The organism is Pyxidicoccus sp. M6, from assembly GCF_055568925.1.
The window spans coordinates 2,924,793-2,944,520 of the sequence record NZ_CM145714.1; the positions used below are offsets into that span (position 1 = coordinate 2,924,793).

Genomic DNA, 19,728 nt, shown 5'->3' on the forward strand with positions numbered 1-19,728 from the left:
ACCGACGAAGTCCCGCCTCGGGCGGGATGAGCGAGTGCGCGGGCCGTAACGACGCGATGAACGGCCGGTCGAGGCCCCGTAAGCAGATAGGTTCCAAGCGCCGAGTCACCACAATCATGGCGAAGGCAGCAGGTCCGTTCCGAAGTCGACCAGGGGAAGGACCGCTCGGCGGGGTAAAGGCCACGGCACGTGCACAAGGCCATGGGTTGAAACAGGGAAGGGCTCCTCGCCCCGCGGAGAAAGCCCGCGGAAGCAAGGTAGCCGGGCGAGCCGAAAGGTGAAGCACGGCGAAGGCGAGAGCCCGACGGATGGGTCCGTAGTAGCGGCGAAGCGGGGTAACGCCCGTGGAGCGAAGGGGCCCTACCGGAGGCATTCCAAGTGAGGAGCGAGGCAGGAGCGGGATGACAAAGCCCACCATCAGTCTGCAGGAGCTTCGAACGAGGATAGGCCATCGGGCGAAATCCGCCCCGACGCATCGTTTCTGGGGAATGTACGTCCACCTCACGCGACTGGAGACCCTCGAAGCCGCCTACCTTGAAGCCCGCCGCAATGGCGGTGCTCCCGGGGCGGACGGCGTGACGTTCGAGGCCATCGAGAGCCAGGGGCGCGGCGAGTTCCTGTCGGAGCTCGCACGGGAGTTGGAGGAGGAGCGGTACACCCCCAAGCCGTACCGTCGAAGAGAGATTCCGAAGGAGGGCGGCAAGGTCCGCACCATCTCGATTCCAACGATTCGAGACCGGGTGGTCCAAGGCGCGCTCCGGTTGCTGCTGGAACCGCTCTTCGAAGCCGACTTCTCGGCACATTCGTTCGGGGCGCGACCCGGGCGCTCGGCACATCAAGCCGTGGACGAAGTGCGCAAGGGGATGAACCACCAGAAGCACCTGGCTGTGGACGTGGACCTGAAGTCGTTCTTCGACACCATCCGGCACGACCGGATGATGGAGAAGGTGGCACGCAGAGTCCAAGACGGCCGGGTGCTCGCTCTGGTGAAGCAATTCCTGAAGAGCACGGGTGGGTGCGGAATCCCGCAAGGGTCTCCGCTCTCGCCGCTACTGGCCAACGTGGCGCTGAGCGACCTGGATCACGTCCTGGGGAAGGGCAAAGGCTATCTCACGTACGTGAGGTATCTCGACGACATGGTGGTGCTCACCTTCAACTCGAAACGAGGGAGGCGGTGGGCGGAGCGTGCGCTGGAGCGCATTCGCGAAGAAGCGGAGGCCATTGGCGTGCAGTTGAACAAGGAGAAGTGTTGATGGTCTCCAGGAAGCGCTGATTCCTGGTCATCGGTCGCCCGGAGTTCCGTGACTTCGTGGCCGGCACCGTCGGCGCGTGCAGCCAAAAAGTTGAGGGGTGGGGAGTGCGCCGGTGGAGTCCGCGGTCGCGCGCGTCCTGAAAAACGGAAGGCCCACCAGCGACACCTGGAGGGCCCTCCTGGAGGCGCGCCCTGGTGTGCGAGAGGGGCGGGCCGGTGAGGCAGGGGTAGCGCAGTCCGGGGCGTAGCGCCAGAAGTCGGCGCGCGCGGGAGGCTGCGCGTGGAGTCGCTGCGGTTGGCGGTGTGCGGTCGGCCGGAGTGCCGACGGCTGTTTCAGCTGTGCACCGGATGCGACCGGGGCCAGCGCTACTGCGAGCGGGCCTGCGGCAGGAGGGCGCGCGCGGAGTCGGTGCGTGCGGCCGGGCGGCGCTACCAGCGCACGCGGGACGGGCGGCACGCCCACGCTGCGCGCCAGGCTGCATACCGGGAGCGACGCAGGAAAGTGACGCATCAGGCTCCCCCGGAGGCGGCTCACGAGGCGACGGTGCCACTCGCGCCGGTCCAGGCCACCACGCAGGTGGCCTCGGAGCCGAGCGCAGCGAGGCCCCCTCCGCATGCACTGCCGCCTTCTCCCGCCTGCACGTTCTGCGGGCGCCAAAGCCCCTTCCTCCGCCACACCACCTTGGCGCGCACCCGAGTGGGCCCGCGTTGGCGGCGCGGCCTTCCGTGAGGAGGTGGGCGGATGATTGCCCCGGAGGTACGTGCCCGCATCCGCCGGCTGCACTACGCGGAGCACTGGCCGGTGGGCACCATCGCCACGGAGTTGGGCCTGCACCACGACACCGTGGAGGCGGCCCTCGAGGACGTGCAGGTGGCCCCTGCCGATAGGAGCACGGTGAAACCCACCGTGCTGGGCCCCTACACGGACTTCATCGACGCCACCCTCAAGGCCCACCCGCGCCTGAGGGCCACGCGCCTTTTCCACATGGTGAAGGCCCGGGGCTACCCGGGGGGCTACGAGCAGGTGAAGCGCTACGTGCGGCGGGTGCGCCCTGGGCCCCAGGCCGAGGCCTTCCTGCGCCGCTGCACCCTACCTGGCGAAGAGGCGCAGGTGGACTGGGGCAGCTTCGGCAAGGTGCAGGTGGGGCGGGCCTCCCGGACGCTCTCCTGCTTCGTGCTGGTGCTGGGCCACTCGCGCGCCATGTACGCACGCTTCTTCCTGGGGCAGACGATGGAGTGCTTTCTGCAGGGCCACGTCCAGGCCTTCGAGGCGCTCGGGGGCGTGCCTCGCAGCCTCCTCTACGACAACTTGAAGTCCGTCGTGCTGGAGCGGGCCGGAGACGCCATCCGCTTCCACCCCCGCGTGCTGGAGGCCGCCGGGCATTACCACTTCGCGCCCAAACCCTGTGCCCCCTACCGCGGCAACGAGAAGGGCAAGGTGGAGCGCACCATCCGCTACCTGCGCGATTCCTTCTTCGCCGCTCGCAGCTTCCACGGCCTGGACGACCTCAATCGGCAGCTCAAGCGCTGGGTGGACGAGGTGGCCCACCAGCGTCGGGTGCCCGGCGACGCCTCGGGCCGCACGGTGGCCGAGGCACTGGAAGACGAGCGTCCCCGCCTGCTGCCGCTGCCCGCCCACCCATTGCCCACCGACGTGGTGCGCCCCGCCTCCTCCGGCAAGACGCCCTACGTGCGCTTCGACGGCAATGACTACTCGATTCCGGATGGCCTGGTACGCCGTCCTCTCACGCTGGTGGCCTCTGCCACCACGGTGCGCCTGCTCGACGGCGCCCAGCAGGTCGCCTCGCACGTGCGCAGCTGGGACAAGGGCGCCCTCGTCGAGGACGCCCAGCACCTGGCCGCGCTGGCCAGGAAGAAGGCCCACGCCCACGAGCTGCGCGGACGGGACTTGCTGCGCGCCCGCTGCCCACGCGCCGACCAGATGCTCCAGGCGCTCGCCGACCGCGGTGACAACCTCGGCAACCACACCGTGAAGCTGCTGGCGCTAGCAGAGCGCTACGGCGCCGCGGAACTGGACGCCGCCCTGGCCGAGACGCTCGAGCGCGGCGCACTCGGGCCCGCCTCCGTCGCCCACGTCCTCGACCAGCGACGCCGTCAGAAGGGGGCGCCTCCGCCGCTGCCCCTGGTGCTGCCAGATGACCCGCGCGTGCGTGAGCAGCGCGTCCCCCAGCATTCCCTCAACGCCTACGACGCCCTCCTCGAGGGCGACCCGGAGCAAGCACCATGATGCCCCTGAAAGAACGTCTCACCGCCCTCGGCCTGAGCCACACCAGCGACGCACTCGATGACCTCATTGCCATGGCCACCAAGCGCAGGTGGGGGCCGACCGAGCTGCTGGAAGCCATCGCCGAGGAGGAGACGAAGGACCGGGCTCGTCGCAGCGTGGAGCGGCGCCTGTCACGCAGCAAGCTCGGCGCGCTCAGGACGATGGCCGACTTCGACTGGGGCTGGCCCAAGCGCATTGACAGGCCGGCCGTCGAGAGCGCCCTGGCCCTGGACTTCATGGCCCGCCCCGCCAATGTCGTCCTTGTCGCCCCTCAGGGATTGGGCAAGACGATGATTGCCCAGAACATCGCCTACAACGCCGTGCAGGCTGGCCACTCCGTCCTCTTCACCACCGCCTCCCAACTGCTGCTCGACCTGGGCAGTCAGGACTCCGCCAGGGCCCTGGACCGGCGCCTGAAGCACTACTGCACCCAGGCGGGTCTGCTCGTCATCGACGAGATTGGCTACCTCTCCTACGACGCCCGGAACGCGGACCTGCTCTTCCAAGTGGTGTCGCGCAGGTATGAGAAAAAGCCGATTGTCTTGACGACCAATCTGCCGTTTTCGGAATGGACCACCATCTTCCCCAACGCCGCGTGCGCCATCGCTCTCATCGACCGCGTCATCCACCACGCCAGCATCATCAGCATTGAGGGCGACAGCTACCGCCGACGCGTGGCCGAGGAGTCCCGCGCCGAGCGCAAGGCCAAGAAGGGCTGACCCCCTCCGCGTCCCACTGCGGCCAGCCGGCCCCGCTCTCCCGCTCCGCGGTGGGGGCGGGGCCGAGCTGCATCCGATGACCAGATTTCCGCGCTCCGCGATGACCGCCAACAAGAAGACCCGGACGGTGTTGCTGACCCAGAAGGGGGCCATGTTCGCGTTCCTCGGCTTCGAGTTTCGCTGGAAGCCGAACCCAACCATTCGGAAGGGGTATGCACACACGAGCCCGCGAAAGAAGAAGCTCACCGAGGTTCTCCGCAAGGTCAGGGACGTCCTCCACGGCAGCCGGCACCTGTCGGTGCAGGAGGCGGTGGTCCGGGTCAACCCGGTCCTTCGCGGTTGGGTGAATTACTTCCGAGTGGGGAACTCGAGCCGAGCATTCGACAAGGTGAAGTGGCAGGTCGAACTCAAGGTGAGGCGGTTCGCGGTGAAGAAACTGAAGCGAAGGGGCTTCGGCTGGACGCGGTGGAGTAGCGACGTCGTGTACGGGATGTGGGGTCTCTTCAACGACTACCGCATCCGGTACTACGTCGCCGCGAAAGCGAGCGCCCTGCCGGAAGGACTCATAACCCCGGTGTGATGACGCCTTCGCGGCGAGCCGGATGCGGGAAATCCGCCTGTCCGGTTCGATGAGGCGGGGACCGGAGACGGAGTGATGGCGCGCTCTACACGGGCACGAAGCCGGAAACGGCGGATACAGCCAAGGGCAGCCTGAACACCACCGCGCCGGTCCCCGACCCGACTCTCCAGCAGCAGCCGGCCGTCCTCGAGGAAGCGGCCCAGGGCCTCTCGCTGCCGCACGGCGTAGCCGAGCGCCTTGCGCAGCAGCCCGCGCTCCTCCCGCACCTTCTGGTGCTCTGCCTCGGCCCAGGCGAAGAAGGCTTCCACGTGCGCACGCAGGTGCGCCTGCCGCAGCCGGTGAATCTCCTCGGGAGGCTTGTCTCTCCACGTCGCCTCCAGCTCGAAAATGCGGCCGATGCGCGCCAGGCCCTCGCGGGCGACGGCACTCTTCGCCGCCGTCGCCTCCCAGAAGCCTCGGCGGCAGTGCGCCCAGCACGCTACCTCGTGCCGCACCTCGGCCTCGCCGTCCGGCGGCTCGTCGTCGGCGGGACGGAAGAGGGCATCGTAGACACTCTTCGCGTCGGCCTGCACGTAGCCGCGGAAGCCCTTGAAGAGCTCCAGCACCGCGGCGCTCGTCTCACGCGGCGTGTACTCGAAGAAGATGGCGTCCTTGTCCACCACCTGCACGAAGTAGTGGCCCCGCCGACACGCCTGGCGCTGCCCTTCGACGGGCACCGGCTGCACCGCCACGCCCGTGGCGTCCGTGGCGATGCAGAAGGCGGTGGCGAGCGCCTCCTCGCGCATGGCGGCCACCACGGTGGTGCCCACCGTCGCCCCCACGTCCTCCATCCACCGCGCCATCGTCCCCCGGTCCACCGGCACCCCGTCACGCGCGAAGCGCTGCTCCAGGCGGAACAGCGGCAGCCCCTCGCAGTACTTCCCAATCACCAGGTGGGCCAAGAGCGACGGCGCGGCCAGGCAGCGGAAGAAGAGCTCTTTGGGCGTCATCGCCGACGCTAGGAAGGCCTCACCGTCGGCGTCGACGGTGCGGTACTTCACCCGGGCGATGACGAGCCGGCGCATGCCGCCCCGCTGCCACGCCAGCTTGCAGCTCTCCTCGAAGCCGATTCGCTCCGCCTTGCCCTGGGCCACCAGCGCGTCGAGGACGGGGTCGGCAATCTCCACCCGCTTCTCTTCCAGCGGCAGGCTCCTCAAGTCGCGCCGGCCCTTGGGCTTGCGCTTCTTCTTCTTCGCCCCCGCGTCGCCTGACGTCTCGTCCGAGGCCATGCCCAACGTACCGGCTACCTCTTCCAAGGCGCGCAGCTTCTGGGCGAACTCCAGCTCCAGTTGCCGGCTGTCCACCCTCTCGGCCTTGGCCACGAAGAGTCGTTGCTTGAGAAGCTCCAACTCCAGCCGCAGCCTCTCGTGCGAGGCCTTCAGTACGTCCCGTTCCCTCTCCAACTGCGCGCTGCGCTGCTTCTCGGCGCTCAGCAGCGCTTCGAGCTCTGCAATGCGTGCCTGGGTGGCTGTCGGGGACTCCTGCATGGACACCGCGCCCTTGTAACTCCCCACGGCGGCGCTGTCGACGCCCTCCTGTCAGGTAGGGCGCCTCGTGCAGTCTCGCTCTCCAGCTGCGTCAATGCGGGCGAGGGCCGCGAGGCGGCACCTCGACGCGCAGCCTGTCCAGCAGCTCCTCCAGTACGTGCTCCTCCACCGCCACGCTGGTGGCCCCCGACTCCAGCCCTTGCGGTACCTGGAAGCAGCCGGAGTCCAACCGCTTGTAGAAGAGGCACAACCCACTGCCGTCGTAGAAGAGGACCTTGAGGGCGGTGCGTCGCTTGCCGAAGAAGACGAAGAGGGCGCCGCTGCGCGTCTGGCGGCCCAGCCGCTCGTCCACCAGTCCCGCCAGCCGCTCGAAGCCCCACCGCAAGTCAATCGGCTCCAGCCCCACGAAGATTTCGACGCCGTGCGGAATCATCGCTGCGCGCCCCGCCTGGCGTCCTCAAGGGCCTCCAGCGCGACCCGGACTGTCGCCGTGTCCGCGCCAGGTGGCACCAGGACACGCGCCCCGTGCGCTTCGATGATGACCTCGGTGGCTCGCGGCGTAGTCCGGGCGAGGGCCGGGGATTCCTGCACCGGCTCTCGTACCAGCCGCACCAGGGGGACTTGCGCGGTCAGCTTGCCACGCGCCGACTCCGCCAAACGACTGGACCACCGGTACAGCGTGCCCGCCGTAAACTCCTGGCCCTTGCAGTACTCCGCCGCGCCCAGTCCGCTGGCGCGCCATTCCTCGACCCGCTTCTTCCACAGCTCCGCGTCTGCCATGCGCGACACCTTGCGCGCGGAGGCTCAGTGCCGCCAGACGGGTCTCATGCAGCGGATACCGCACGCATGCTGCCGCAGCTTCGCGTTCTTCAGCCGCTGCTGGAGCTTGCGGTTATCGCGGTGCATCTGCTCCGCATCGACGAGCAGTCCGAGCACATCCTCGGGCGTCAAGTCCTTGCCCTTGGGTTGCTCCAGCCACTGCTTCAGCGCCTTCGCCATTCCATGCAGCTTCATCTCGTTGAGCTTCTCGAGCGTCTGTTCCACCAGCATGCGTGTCTCCTTGGATAGCGGCGGGTCCGTTGCCTGCGCGGGGCTTCGTAACGTCTTGGCAGCCTGGGCGCGTGCACCGCGCTCCATGGCCCTTGCTGGAGCACCGCGAGGCCGTCCTCGGCGCCCAGCGGTCAGTGGTAGTAGCCGGGGCCCCGCACGTTGCCGTGCACGGGCAGCGCCTCGGGCCGTGGCTCTTCCCGCACCGGCTCGCGGTCGAGGTTGTTCTTGAGAATCGCCGCGACGCTCTTGTATGTGCAGGCCCTCAGTCGCAGCGCCCGGGCGCACGCGGCCTCAATGCGTTCCGCCTCGTACCTGCGGCCCAGGTGCAGCACGCCGAGGCAAGCCTGGAAGCCGTGCCGCGTGTGCACCCGGCGCCGCAGGATTTCCTCCACCAGTGCCGCGGTGGCCGGCCCCGTCTTCTTCTCCCACTCCACCAGCTTCAGCGGCGTCCATTCCGCCTGCGCCTGGTGGGACTTGGGCATGTGCTCACACTTCGTCGTGTGGCCGCCCCTTTCGAAGCTGCGCAGGGGCGAGGTGACGCGGCGTCCGCCGTGCATCACCTCCAGGGCCCTCGCCGTCGCGCGCACGTCCAGATGCTGGCCCACCAGCTGATACGGCACGCTGTAGCAGTGGCCGTCGAATTCGACGTGGTAGTCGACGCGCACTCTCGGGCGCGCCCACTCGGCGTACTCGTACCGCCGCGCTGGCAGCGGCCGCAGCGCGGCGCGCGCCACTTCCTCGAAGACGTCCCGGCGCGACTTCCCCAGCTGTCCGGCGCCCACACCTGCGTCGCGCCGCCCATGTACTCCAGCGCGTTGACATGGCACTGCACCCACGTGGGCAACTCCGCACTCAGCACCGGCTCCGCGTAGGTGAAGTTGCTGGCGCCCAGCACCGCCAGGAAGAGCTTCGCCTGGCGACGCTCGCCCGTCTTCGGGTCCACCACGTCAACGCCGTCTCCGCTGAAGTCCAGGAAGAGCTTCTCCCCCGCCACGTGCGTCTGGCGCATCGTCACGCTCAGCGTCGCGGCCCACCGCGCGTACTTCTCGCAGAACTGGCTGAACTGGTAACCGTCTGGCTGCTCCGCCTTGTACTCCTCCCACAGCAACTGCTTCGTCACGTGCTTCTTGCGCAGCTCCGGATGAAGTCGCGCCCAGTCGGGTTCCGGCCGGCTCGGCCGCGACTTCCTCTCATCAGCCAACAGCAGCCGCGTCAGCGCCACGTCCTCATCGAACTCCGGTGGCAGCGGCCATGTCAGCTTCGCCACCCGTACCCGGCCCAGGTAGCCGCTCACCGTGCCCGGCGACACCGAGAGGCTGCGCGCTATCGCCCGCGGGCCCAGCCCCTTCTCCAGGTGCAGCCTCAGAATCTCTCTCATCTGCCGCATGGACAGCCTCTCTGCCGCCACCGCCGCCTCCTTTGGGAGGCGGCGTGGTCGGCGCTCTGTCCAGCGTCGTCAACGTTCCAGTCCAGGCCTTCAGCCCCAGAGGCCCTTGGCGCTGCTCCAGCCCCGGTGCTTCAACCTGCTACAGGTGTTCGGCTTGCTCCGGAATCGGTGTTCGGCTTGTCCCGGAGCGGGTGTTCGGCTTGCTCCGGAATCGGTGATCGGGATCGTCCGGAGCACGCCTGCCTCCGCGCCTGCTCGGGGAAACGTCAGGCGCCACGTCCGACGCCGCAGGGCCGGCGTCACGATGGCGTGAAGCCTTCGAGACGGGCTGTGCTCCATGCCACGCATCGGGTGCGCCGAAGCGGGAGCTTCGAGGAAGGCGCAGCCCAGATGCAGTAGCAAGGCGCGTTCGACCTGGGCGGCGGTCCCTTGGGACACCCGACGGGGTACAACAGGTACGTGGCCCGCTTCACCTCCACGGGGACGCGCCTCTGGTCGCGAACGGTGGACCTCGCCCAGCACGTGCTGGGCCTGGGGGCCACGGCGGATGGGAGCACGCTGCTGGTGGGCGACGCCGACGACCCCGTGACGGTCAACGGCCAGCAGGACCTCCCGTCAGGCGGGGCCACCAGGGTGTTCTTCCTACGCTTCACGCCGTAACAGCCCGCGATTGCTGATGTAACGAAGAGGCCGGATGCCTGTGGCCCAGCGTCTCCGTTTTCTCCACACCGTCGCGATTTCGCTCTGCGAACGCGAGCTGCCGACATCGGCTCCGTTACAGCGCGTTACAGCTCAACTGTGCGGGCGTTCCTCTCTTGACAGTGAGAACTTCGCGTGCGACGAGAATGCGAACTACTCGCGCTTTCGTTCGGTGCCCGGAGCCATGTCCCCCTCGTCACACGCTCCCGATGTCTCGGTGTCCCTTCGTGTGGGCGCCCGCCAGCGCACCGACGCGGGCGCGGCCCGCGCCGGCAGGGTTTCAAAGTGGCGAGTCCCTCGCATCATGAGGGGGAGCCGTAGCCGTCGCCCCGGGCTGGGGCTCCAGCTCCTCGTCCTCGTCGCCGTGGTGGGTCTGGGCTTCGGTGCCCACGCGCAACAGGCCGCGGGGGCCGCACCCGCCACGGGGCTCGGGCCGCCGACGCTCATCGAGTCCGTCGAGCCCGACTATCCAGAAGACGCTCGCGCGCAGCGCCTGGAAGGCGAGGTGGTGCTGCGGCTCAGCATCGACGCGGAAGGGCGCGTCACCGCGGTGGAAGTCGTTGAGGCGCTTGGCAATTCGCTGGATGAAGCGGCGCGCGAGGCCGCGCTGCGCCTGCGCTTCAACCCGGCGCGCCGGGACGGGCAGCCCATCGCGGCCCGCATCCTCTACCGCATGGCGTTCCACCTCCCGCCCGTGCCGACCACGGGGAGTGTGGCCACACAGGTGTTCGATGCGAACGGCGCTCCGGGTACGGCCATCGAAGTCTCACTGATTGGACCCGACCAGGCGGCGGTGCGCGCGGTGACTGACACCGAGGGGCGTGCGCGATTCGAGGACGTCACGCCGGGCAACTACCGGCTGCAGGCCTCCAGCAGCACGGGCACGGTGCAGGGCGACGTGGCCGTGGGAGCGGGGAGCGAGGCTCGCCTCGAGCTTCGACTTCCCGCCGCGCCCGCGCCCGCCGCGCCCACTCCCGTCGAGGTGACGGTGCGCGGCACGCCCTCCGAGGCACGCCAGCGGCAGGAGTCCGCCGAGGCGGTGAACGTGGTGGACCTGCGACGGGCGCGGGTGCAGAGCGCGGACCTGGGAGAGGTCGTCACGCGGACGCAGGGCGTGTCGGTGCGCCGCTCGGGCGGCCTCGGTAGCGGGGCGCGGTTCTCGCTCAACGGCCTCTACGACGACCAGATCCGCTTCTTCCTGGACGGTGTGCCGCTCGAACTGGCGGGGTACACGTTCGGGTTCTCCAACGTGCCGGTGAACCTCATCGACCGCGTGGAAATCTTCCGCGGCGTCGTGCCCATCCGCTTCGGCGCGGATGCGCTCGGAGGGGCCCTCAACCTCGTCACCGACCAGAGCCACCAGACGCGGCTCGGTGCGAGCTACCAGGTCGGCTCGTTCGGCACGCACCGGGTGACGCTCGACGGGCACTACCGCCACGACCTCAGCGGCTTCGTGGCCGGCGCCGAGGGCTTCTTCGACTCCGCCCGCAACGACTACCGCATCAGCGTCGAGGCTCCGAACGAGCAGGGGCAGCCGCAAGCCGTCTCCGTCCCGCGCTTCCACGACGGGTACGGTGCGTTCGGCGGCTCGGTGGAGCTGGGCTTCGTCGAGCGGCCCTGGGCGCGCAAGCTCCTGGTCCGCGCGTTCGCGTCGTCCTTCGACAAGGACATCCAGCACAACATCGTGATGACCGTCCCGTACGGCGAGGTCTCCTACGGGGAGAACGTCGCGGGAGTCACCGCGCGGTACGAGCAGTTGCTCGCACCCAACCTCGAGCTGTCGGTGCTCGGCAACGTCGCGCGGCGCAGCATCGACTTCGTGGACCGCGGCGAGTGGGTGTACGACTGGTTCGGCAACCGCATCCGCGAGCGGGCCGTGGATGGGGAGACCCAGACCGACCCGTCGGACCAGACGCTCTGGGAGGACAGCGTCCTGGGCCGCGTGTCGCTGGAGTGGGTGCCGCACGCCGAGCACGTGCTGCGGCTCGCGCTGTCGCCGACACACGTGAGCCGGACCGGTGACGAGCGCCTCCAGGCCGACCCCACCGCGCGGGACCCGCTCACCGCGAAGCGCAAGCTCTTCACGTTCGTGGGCGGGCTCGAGTACGAGCTCAACGCGCTCCCGGTCTCCGACGCCTCGGGCGTGCTCATGGAGCGGCGGCGCGGCACCGACTACCTCATCCAGAACAGCTTCTTCGTGAAGGCCTACGTCTACCGCACGTCCAGCGAGGAGGCGCTCCCGGGCAACATCTTCCGGCCGCTCTCGCAGGACACCCAGGCCTTCGGCATCGGCGATGGCCTCCGTGTCCGCCTCACCGACTGGCTCTACGCCAAGGCGTCGTACGAATACGCCACGCGCCTGCCGCGGCCGGACGAGGTCTTCGGCAACGGAGTGCTCATCTCGCCGAGCCTGGAGCTCGAGCCCGAGGTGAGCCACAACGCCAACCTCGGTCCGCGGCTGGAGCTGCGCCACGCCTCGCTCGGCGACTTCACCGTCGACCTCAACGCCTTCTGGCGCGACAGCAGCCGCCTCATCGTGCTGCTCGGCAACGACCGTTACTTCACCTACCAGAACGTCTACCGCGCCCGCTCCGTCGGCATCGAGAACGCCCTGTCGTGGAGCTCGCCGGGGCGCCTGCTGAGCCTCGATGGAATGGTGACCTTCCAGGACGTCCGAAACGCGTCGAGCGAGGGCACCTTCGGCGATTTCGAGGGCGACCGAATCCCCAACCGCCCCTGGCTCTTCGCGAGCTGGGGGGCGCGCGTGCGCCTCCCGGGCATGCCCGGACGCGACGACACGCTGGAGCCCTTCTACGCGGGCCGCTACGTCCACTCGTTCTACCGGGGCTGGGAGAGCCAGGGCCTGCGCGAGTTCAAGCAGGTCGTCGACGCGCAGCTCACGCACAACCTGGGCGTCTCGTGGAGCATGAACCACGGCGCGCGCGTGACGAGCACCCTGGAGATGCAGAACGTCACCGACGCGGCGGTCTACGACTTCTTCGGTGTGCAGCGGCCCGGCCGGGCCCTCTTCCTGAAGGTGACGGGAGAGCTGCTCTGAGGAACAAGCAGTGAGCGCCTCTCGTACGGCGCGAGGAGGAATACCGTGACGCTGAGCAGGAAGATGTGGACCGTGGGCGCGCTCGCGCTCGCGCTCGCGGGGTGCAGCGACAAGTCCGACGAGGGCCCCGAGACGCCCGCGCCGGAGGGCAAGCGCTACGTGCTCGGCTCGGTGAGCATCGACGCGGACGGCAACCGCGTCAGCTACGCCCAGATTGTGAGCAAGCTGGAGGGCCACTTCACCAACGAGCACGGCATCGAGGTGAACGGCAACGCCGTCTTCCTCGCGCACGGCAAGAACTTCTTCTACGGCCTCGCGGAGTCTCCGGTGTGGGTCCGCTACTCCACCGAGAACGGGTTCAAGGAGACCGGCCGGCTCAGCTTCCTGAACTACGGCATCAGCTACATGGACTTCGCGAACGTCATCGTGGACGACGAGACGGCCGTCTCCGTGCTCACGGAGGCGTACGTGGCCGTCATCTGGAATCCGGAGACGATGACCATCAAGGGCAACGTCGACCTGTCGTTCCTCCGGAAGGAAGGCTACTCAATCGAGTCCTTCACGACGACGACGCACAACGGGCTCGTCTACATCCCCGGCAAGTGGGTGAACTGGACCACGGCCAACGTCGAGCAGTCCGTGAGCATGATCATCCTCGACCCCAAGGCGATGAAGGTCGTCGGGGTCGCCGAGGACCACCGCTGCGGCGCCGGCGGCCGGGTGACGTTCGACGCGAAGGGCTACGCCTATGTGATGGGCGACGGCCGCAACCAGTCGATGCAGACGTTCGCGGCGGCGAGCGGCAAGTCCTCGGTGCCCAACTGCCTGCTGCGCATCGCTCCGGGCACCACCGACTTCGAGGAGAACTGGTTCTACGAAATCCCGTCGCTCACGGGCGGGCTCGACTCGATGACGGAGCTGGAGCACGCCTCCATCACCGGAGGGGTCGGCTTCACGATGATGAAGTACGAGGACCGCATTCCCACCAACCTCGACCGGGTGAACTTCGAGCACTGGAGCGTGCCCGCCTACAAGATGTGGCGCATCACCCTCGGGGACACGCCGAAGGCGGAAGAGGTCCAGGGCGCGAACTACTCCGTCGTCGGCTTCAGCGGCAGCGGCGTGGACGGCAAGTTCTACACGAGCGAGAGCCCCGACGGCGTGAAGTCGACCGTGTTCGAGCTCGACCCGGCCACCAACGTCGCCGTCCAGAAGTTCACGATGGACGGCTACTTCTCCGGGCTGATGCCCATCGAGTGAGACACCCGCACGGGTGTCGGGGAGCCAGACATGATTGAGAGACTCACCTATCTGATGGTCGGGTCGGGCGCCACGTGGGTGCTCTGGCTGCTCATCGCGCTGAGCCTCGCCTCGGTCGCGGTGGCGCTGGAGCGCGCGTGGGTCTTCCGCCGGATGAACGGCAGGATGGACCAGCTCGTCCCCGAGCTTCGCAAGCTCCTGCGCGGCGGGGAGTACGAGCGCGCGCGGCAGCTCCTCGAGGGCGCGAACAGCGTCGAGTCACGCGTCGTGGCCGCGGGGCTCGCCGAGCTGGAGCAGGGCGCCGCGTCCGCCGAGGAGGCCATGGCGGCGGCCATGGGACTCGAGCGCAAGCGGCTCGAACAGCGTATCCTGTTCCTCGGCACCGTCGGCAACAACGCGCCGTTCGTGGGGCTGCTCGGCACGGTCATCGGCGTGGTCGGCGCGTTCGAGGCGCTCGGGCACACCCAGCCGGCGAATGGCGCGATGGCCGCGGCGAGCGCGCTGGCGCCCGAGCGCATCATGGGCGCCATCTCCGAGGCGCTGGTGGCCACGGCCGTCGGCCTCGTCGTGGCGATTCCGGCCGTGGCCGCGTTCAACTACTTCCAGGGGCGCGTCACGGCGGCGCTCGCGGACGCCGAGACGCTGGGGCACGTGCTGCTGGCGCACCTTCGCGAGGAGCACGCTCCCCGGGGCGTTTCGCGGAATGGCGCCCAGCGCGAGGCCGCGAGCCACCAGGTGCATGGCCACGGGGCGGCCGCCTCCCTGGCGACGGCCACGGAGTGACGCATGGCGGGCTTCTCTTCCAACAAGCCGAACGCGCCGATTACGGGCATCAACGTGACGCCGCTCGTCGACATCACGCTCGTGCTCCTCATCATCTTCATGGTGACGGCGAAGATTGTCGTGTCGCGTGCGATGCCCATGGACCTGCCCAGGGCCGCGACGGGCGGCGAGGTGCAGCAGGTCTTCAGCGTCTCGCTGCGCGCGGATGGCTCGATGTACGTGGACAGCCAGGCGGTTCCCCGTGACGAGCAGGTGCTGCAGCTCGCGCGCGCCGCGCTCGCGGCCCACCCGGACCTGCGCGCCGTCGTGCAGGCGGAGGGCACGGTCCCGCACAGCCGCGTCATGCATGCGCTCGACGTCCTCCGGCAGGCCGGTCTGTCCCGCATCGCCTTCGCGGTGGAGCCGGGACCGCCGGTGGAGGTCGCACCTTGAGTGGCCGGGGCGCGTCGCCCGAGAGGGCACCTCGCGCCCGCGTGGGCGCGCGAGCGTCGATGCTGGACGGCTCACCGCGCCGCTCGCCGGGGCCGCTCATCGTGGCGGGAGTCGGCGCGGCGCTGCTTCATGGCGCGCTCGCCCTGGGAGCGAGCCTCATGGGGCCGTTGCCGGAGGAGGGCGGCGTCGCGAAGAGCGCGCCCGTGACCCAGTGGGTGGAGGTCGAGCTCCCGCCTCCGCCTGCTCCGCCGGTGGCCCCGCCTCCTCCTGTCGAGGAGCCGAAGGTGGAACCTGCCCGCCCGAAGGTTGCAGCCGCGGCGCGGGCTGCCGCTCCGCGCACCGCGAACGCGCCGCCGCCCGCCGCCGCTCAGGCCGCGCAGGTGGCGACGGCCGCCCCCGAGGTCGTCGACTTCGGTGACACGTTCGTGGTGGGGAAGGGCTCGGCCTATGCCGGAGGAACGACGGAGTCCGGCGGCACGGCGACGCACGCCGTGCGCGACCCGAATGCGCGCGCGGGTGGTGTCGAAGGCGGCACCGGCACCGACCTCAACGGAGACCGCTCCCGCAGGCCGGCGCTCGCGGGCGGGGCACGCTGGGACTGTCCGTTCCCTGTCGAGGCGGATGACGCGGGCATCGACCACGGTGTCGTCACGCTGCGCGTCGAGGTCGACGCCGAGGGCAGCGTGCTCTCCGCCGCCGTGACGGCGGACCCGGGGCATGGCTTCGGGCGTGAGGCGCGGCGCTGTGCGCTGTCCAAGAGGTGGTCCCCCGGTTTCGATAGAGCCGGTCAGCCCACGCGCGCGGTCGCGCTCGTGAACGTGAGATTCGACCGATGACTGCTCCCGCCTTCGCGGCGGGGCAGGCTTCGAGGAGGCCGTGATGCGCGCATTCTGGACCGTGGTTCACCGCTGGATGGGGCTCATCACCGCCGCCTTCCTCTTCGTCACCGGCCTCACCGGCGTGGTCATCTCCTGGGACCACGAGCTCGATGAGTGGCTCAACCCCCACCTGACCCAGGCGCGTGCGCAGGGCACGCCCCTTTCGGCACTCGAACTGGCCCGTCAGGTGGAGGCCCGCCATCCCGAGGTGCGCGTCACGTACATGCCGATGGCCGCGGAGGCGGGGAAGTCGCTCGCGTTCAGCGTCTCGCCCCGGGTCAACCCCGCGACCGGCGGGCTCTTCGAGCCGGGCTTCAATCAGGTGTTCGTCGACCCTGTCTCGGGTGAGGAGCTCGGCCGTCGCGAGTGGGGCGCGGTGTGGCCCGTCACCCGGGAGACCGCGGTCTCCTTCCTCTACAAGATGCACTACACCCTGCACCTGCCGGTGATGTTCGGCACGGACCGCTGGGGGCCGTGGCTGCTCGGCGTCATCGCGCTCATCTGGACCCTGGACTGCTTCGTCGGCTTCTACCTCACGCTGCCGCTACGCAAGCGGAAGCGCGAGGCCGCCGCCGAGCCGGCCGCGGCGGAAGGGGACAAGCCGCAGGCCTCGGGGCGCACCTTCTGGCAGCTCTGGAAGCCCGCGTGGAAGGTGAACTGGAGCGCCGGCCGCTACCGGCTGAACTTCGACCTGCACCGGGCCTTCGGGCTCTGGACGTGGGTGCTGCTCTTCATCCTGGCCTTCACGGCGTTCTCGATGAACCTCTACCGCGAGGTCTTCATCCCGATGATGTCGGTCGTCTCGAAGCTGACGCCCTCGCCGTTCGACACGCGCGCGCTGGCGGCGCTGCCGATGGAGCCCCGCGTCGGCTACGCGGAGGCGATTGCGGTCGCGGAGCAGGAGTCCCGGCGCCGCGGCTGGACGCAGCCTGTCGGGTACCTGTTCCACTCCGAATATCAGGGCATCTACGCCATCGCCTTCTTCCACCCCGAGGAAGACCACGGCTCGGGTGGCGTGGGCCATCGCCAGCTCTACCTCGACACCCAGGATGCCCGCCTCCTCGGTGACCGCCAGCCGTGGAAGGGCACGGCCGCGGACATCTTCGTGCAGGCGCAGTTCCCGCTGCACTCCGGCCGCATCCTCGGGTTGCCCGGGCGCATCCTCATCTCGCTGATGGGCCTGGTGGTGGCCATGCTCAGCGTCACGGGTGTCATCATCTGGTGGAAGAAGCGCACGGGCCGCGTCCGGTCCACGCAACGGAGCCCCGCGCGAGCGGAAGGCCTGCCCACCGCCAGTGCCCCGGCGACGCGCGTCATCGAGCCCCCGGCAGGCGCCCGGGAGACCGCTCAGTGAGCGCCGTGCTTCCGGCGCTTCGCGCTGCACGCTGAGCACCGCCCCGACAGCTCCATGACGTGCTCGTCGAGCTCGAAGCCGTAGCGCTCCGCGATTTCCCGCTGGAGCGCTTCGAGCGCCTCGGATTGGAACTCGACAACCTTGCCGCACATGGAGCACACGAGGTGGTCGTGGTGCTCCTGCTCGAACGCCGCCTCATAGAGCTGGCGGTCTCCCCGGGAGACGAGCGCCGGCTGGATGATTTTCGCTTCGAGCAGGAGGGGCACGGCCCGGTAGACGGTGGCCATGTGCGCGCCGGCCACGCCCCGGCCGTGGAGCACCTGCACGAGGTCCTCCACGGAGAAGTGCCCGTCGTAGGTGAGGGCCGCCCGGACGATGGCCTCTCGCACCGAGCTCATGTTCTGGGACTTGGCGCGCAGGGCGACGCGGAACGCCTCCACCGCGCGCGAGATGACGTCTTCCCCCACCTGCTCTTTGCGAGCAACTCGCATCTTTCTACTGTGCCAACGTCACCCGGCCGTGGCAACCGAAGCGAGGCTCACGCGAGGGCCTCACGCCCCCCGCTTCGCGGCGAGGAAGTCGCTCACCCAGCGCTGCGCGGCGGCGGTGGCTCGCTCGTGCTCGCTCTCCTGGACGGGGCGTGTGGCACCCGTGCTCGCTCCGTTGGGGCCGCCAGGGCCGGCGCTCGCGGCCGTCGCGGCGCTGTCCGACTCGAGGCCGAGCGGCAGCACGCCCTGCCCCTTCTTCCGCACCCATACCCGGGGCGCGGGCAGGGGAGCCTGCACCTCCGCCTGAGGCATGGGCTCTCCGGCCCTGGGCCTGCGCCCACGCGGCAGGATGACGTCGGGGATGCTGTGGGGCGCCGCGTTCTCCACCCAGGCGGAGTGGAGGCGGCCGGTGGCCACCATGAGGCGCCGCTTCTGGTAGTGGGCCGCACAGTAGCCCTGGCTGCGGAGGGGCCGCCGACAGCCGATGACGGCGCAGTGCCGGACCGTGGGCCCGGGCGCGGCGGCCGCGGGCAGGGTGGCCTGAACGGAGGCGAGGACGGGCGCGACCGCCGCCAGCAGCTCCGTGTCGCGGCCGGTGCTCGCGGGACGGACCGCTCGCGGCTTCCCGGTGAACCGCTTCGCCAGGCGCTCCAGGGCCGCCGCGAGCGAGGCCACGGGGCCCCTTGCCTCCTGGCGAATGGCGGCACGGAGCGCGGTCTCGATGGACTGTGCTGAAACCAGTTGGAGCGGGACGGGCTTCGCAACGCGACGACGATGAAGTCTCTGCATGTGTAAAGGCTCGAGCTGTACGAGTCGAAGGCAGCGCCGGATGAAGCGTGGCGCCGCAACGTAATAACCGCGAGGGATGATTACCATTCCTCGCCAAAAACAAACACTGCGACACGCACGCCGTGTGCGACATCTCCTGTTACCAGGCCTCGGGAGGCGACCGGGTCGAGCCCTTCCGCCACGCCGGAGCACCTCCGGGGCTTCCGGCCGCACCGCGTCGCCGACGGAGACCCACATGTGCGGCGCGAATCACGCTTTCGAAGGCGTCTAGAAACGAGCCTGGAGGCGCACCCTACCACTGAGCCACCCGTGAAACCTCTTGTCCTCGATGTCCTCCGTGGTGTCGGTGGCCTGCACCACGGGGTTCTCGGGCCGCGCCTCGATGTGGATGTGGCTCGTCCGGTACTGCCCCGCGGTGAAGTTGAGGAAGGGCCCCACGGAGAACGTGGGGTTGATGCGGTAGTCGAGCCCGCCCTGGGCGGCGAGCTCGATGCCCCGGACGTAGCCATCCGTGCTCACGGGGCCACCAACGGTCAGCTCGAAGGAGCTCGATGACTGGAGGCTCTCGACGCCGACGCCCAGCCCCGCCCAGGGCTCGAGCGCTCCGCTCGGCTGGAAATGGTAGGCCGCGTTGAGTCCCAGGCGGAGCTGGCTCACGCTGCAGCTGACGCCTTCCGAGCAGCCCAGCGCGAGCTTGCCGAAGCCATACTGGAAGGAGGCCCCCAGGTAGAAGCGGGGGCTGAAGAAGTAGCCCGCGTCGACCTGCAGCGGAATGACTCTCGAGACGTAGTCGGCCAGCTGCTGGTCGTCATCGGCTGGCCAGCCGCGCGACTTGCCGAAGGGCATGCCGTAACCCGCGCGAAGCCCCACGGAGGGCCCGCGCCCCTGTTCCTCATCCGCCAGGGCGGAGGACGCGCTCACGACGAGGGTCAGCACAACGAGATTCTGGACGGAGGACATCTTCATGGGGTTCATGGTCCGGGCGAACGTCTGCTCGCCCCATACCATGCAACCGGGCCGTCGGAGCGACTCCCCGCATCATTTGCCCACCGAAGCGCCCGAGCTGGTGGGCTACTTCGACACTGCACCCGCGCGAATCAATGGCACATCAACTCGAGCCGGCGTGACCTCGACCTCGTGGGGCCGACCTCGAGCGACTACCTCTACCAGCCCTGCGTCCCCGACA

Annotated in this window: 20 protein-coding genes; 11 read left to right on the plus strand and 9 right to left on the minus strand. The window is 69.3% G+C overall.

From position 1 onward, the window contains the following. Positions 1-401: 401 nt before the first annotated feature. The 4 genes from ACVTJA_RS12180 to ACVTJA_RS12195 all read left to right on the plus strand — a co-directional run bounded on the left by ACVTJA_RS12180 (position 402) and on the right by ACVTJA_RS12195 (position 4,838). Positions 402-1,253: a reverse transcriptase domain-containing protein gene (locus ACVTJA_RS12180; RefSeq protein WP_465836534.1), complete on the plus strand. Its 852-nt coding sequence runs from the start codon at positions 402-404 to the stop codon at positions 1,251-1,253. A 741-nt stretch (positions 1,254-1,994) separates the two neighbouring features. After that, positions 1,995-3,500, plus strand: coding sequence for an IS21 family transposase (gene istA / locus ACVTJA_RS12185; protein WP_465824713.1), 1,506 nt, complete (start codon positions 1,995-1,997; stop codon positions 3,498-3,500). Beyond that, positions 3,497-4,258, plus strand: a complete 762-nt coding sequence (gene istB / locus ACVTJA_RS12190) for an IS21-like element helper ATPase IstB (protein WP_465824711.1) — start codon at positions 3,497-3,499, stop codon at positions 4,256-4,258. The genes istA and istB overlap by 4 nt, the downstream gene beginning before the upstream one ends. Before the next feature lie 100 nt (positions 4,259-4,358). Continuing rightward, positions 4,359-4,838 carry a group II intron maturase-specific domain-containing protein gene (locus ACVTJA_RS12195; protein WP_465836535.1) on the plus strand — a complete coding sequence of 160 codons (480 nt, stop codon included), beginning with the start codon at positions 4,359-4,361 and terminating at the stop codon, positions 4,836-4,838. Here ACVTJA_RS12195 and ACVTJA_RS12200 read toward each other — a convergent pair. From ACVTJA_RS12200 to ACVTJA_RS12225, 6 genes are all read right to left on the minus strand, one after another. Then, on the minus strand, positions 4,784-6,391 hold the full coding sequence (locus ACVTJA_RS12200) for an IS66 family transposase (RefSeq protein WP_465836536.1): 1,608 nt from the start codon (positions 6,389-6,391) through the stop codon (positions 4,784-4,786). The genes ACVTJA_RS12195 and ACVTJA_RS12200 overlap by 55 nt on opposite strands. A gap of 64 nt (positions 6,392-6,455) precedes the next feature. Continuing rightward, positions 6,456-6,797 carry an IS66 family insertion sequence element accessory protein TnpB gene (tnpB, locus tag ACVTJA_RS12205; protein WP_465836537.1) on the minus strand — a complete coding sequence of 114 codons (342 nt, stop codon included), beginning with the start codon at positions 6,795-6,797 and terminating at the stop codon, positions 6,456-6,458. Continuing rightward, complete coding sequence (gene tnpA / locus ACVTJA_RS12210) at positions 6,794-7,144, minus strand: IS66 family insertion sequence element accessory protein TnpA (RefSeq protein ID WP_465836538.1); 351 nt, start codon at positions 7,142-7,144, stop codon at positions 6,794-6,796. The genes tnpB and tnpA overlap by 4 nt, the downstream gene beginning before the upstream one ends. Positions 7,145-7,168: 24 nt before the next feature. Continuing rightward, the gene (locus ACVTJA_RS12215) at positions 7,169-7,414 is read right to left on the minus strand and encodes an ATP-binding protein (RefSeq protein WP_465836539.1); all 246 of its coding nucleotides are present in this window, start codon (positions 7,412-7,414) and stop codon (positions 7,169-7,171) included. Between the two features lie 131 nt (positions 7,415-7,545). Further along, positions 7,546-8,079 carry a Mu transposase domain-containing protein gene (locus tag ACVTJA_RS12220; protein WP_465836540.1) on the minus strand — a complete coding sequence of 178 codons (534 nt, stop codon included), beginning with the start codon at positions 8,077-8,079 and terminating at the stop codon, positions 7,546-7,548. Further along, positions 7,971-8,822 (minus strand): transposase, encoded by an 852-nt coding sequence (locus ACVTJA_RS12225; protein WP_465836541.1) that lies wholly within the window; start codon positions 8,820-8,822, stop codon positions 7,971-7,973. The genes ACVTJA_RS12220 and ACVTJA_RS12225 overlap by 109 nt, the downstream gene beginning before the upstream one ends. A 408-nt stretch (positions 8,823-9,230) precedes the next feature. Here ACVTJA_RS12225 and ACVTJA_RS12230 point away from each other — a divergent pair, with 408 nt between their 5' ends. From ACVTJA_RS12230 to ACVTJA_RS12260, 7 genes are all read left to right on the plus strand, one after another. Continuing rightward, positions 9,231-9,461 carry a hypothetical protein gene (locus tag ACVTJA_RS12230; protein ID WP_465836542.1) on the plus strand — a complete coding sequence of 77 codons (231 nt, stop codon included), beginning with the start codon at positions 9,231-9,233 and terminating at the stop codon, positions 9,459-9,461. 343 nt (positions 9,462-9,804) lie between these two features. Continuing rightward, positions 9,805-12,558 carry a TonB-dependent siderophore myxochelin receptor MxcH gene (gene mxcH, locus ACVTJA_RS12235; protein WP_465836543.1) on the plus strand — a complete coding sequence of 918 codons (2,754 nt, stop codon included), beginning with the start codon at positions 9,805-9,807 and terminating at the stop codon, positions 12,556-12,558. Positions 12,559-12,603: 45 nt separating this feature from the next. Continuing rightward, complete coding sequence (locus ACVTJA_RS12240; RefSeq protein WP_465836544.1) at positions 12,604-13,818, plus strand: hypothetical protein; 1,215 nt, start codon at positions 12,604-12,606, stop codon at positions 13,816-13,818. A gap of 30 nt (positions 13,819-13,848) precedes the next feature. After that, positions 13,849-14,601: a MotA/TolQ/ExbB proton channel family protein gene (locus ACVTJA_RS12245; protein ID WP_465836545.1), complete on the plus strand. Its 753-nt coding sequence runs from the start codon at positions 13,849-13,851 to the stop codon at positions 14,599-14,601. A gap of 3 nt (positions 14,602-14,604) precedes the next feature. Next, complete coding sequence (locus ACVTJA_RS12250; RefSeq protein ID WP_465836546.1) at positions 14,605-15,033, plus strand: ExbD/TolR family protein; 429 nt, start codon at positions 14,605-14,607, stop codon at positions 15,031-15,033. After that, complete coding sequence (locus ACVTJA_RS12255; RefSeq protein WP_465836547.1) at positions 15,030-15,869, plus strand: energy transducer TonB; 840 nt, start codon at positions 15,030-15,032, stop codon at positions 15,867-15,869. Before ACVTJA_RS12250 ends, ACVTJA_RS12255 begins: the two co-directional genes overlap by 4 nt. A gap of 43 nt (positions 15,870-15,912) precedes the next feature. Continuing rightward, entirely contained in the window at positions 15,913-17,265 is a 1,353-nt protein-coding gene (locus tag ACVTJA_RS12260; RefSeq protein ID WP_465836548.1) for a PepSY-associated TM helix domain-containing protein, read from the plus strand. On the opposite strand, the gene ACVTJA_RS12265 is transcribed toward ACVTJA_RS12260, so the two are convergent. The 3 genes from ACVTJA_RS12265 to ACVTJA_RS12275 all read right to left on the minus strand — a co-directional run bounded on the left by ACVTJA_RS12265 (position 17,259) and on the right by ACVTJA_RS12275 (position 19,517). Further along, positions 17,259-17,756, minus strand: coding sequence for a Fur family transcriptional regulator (locus tag ACVTJA_RS12265; protein ID WP_465836549.1), 498 nt, complete (start codon positions 17,754-17,756; stop codon positions 17,259-17,261). The genes ACVTJA_RS12260 and ACVTJA_RS12265 overlap by 7 nt on opposite strands. A gap of 60 nt (positions 17,757-17,816) precedes the next feature. Then, on the minus strand, positions 17,817-18,428 hold the full coding sequence (locus ACVTJA_RS12270) for a cell wall protein (protein ID WP_465836550.1): 612 nt from the start codon (positions 18,426-18,428) through the stop codon (positions 17,817-17,819). 381 nt (positions 18,429-18,809) lie between these two features. Then, complete coding sequence (locus tag ACVTJA_RS12275) at positions 18,810-19,517, minus strand: outer membrane beta-barrel protein (RefSeq protein ID WP_465836551.1); 708 nt, start codon at positions 19,515-19,517, stop codon at positions 18,810-18,812. Positions 19,518-19,728: the final 211 nt, after the last annotated feature.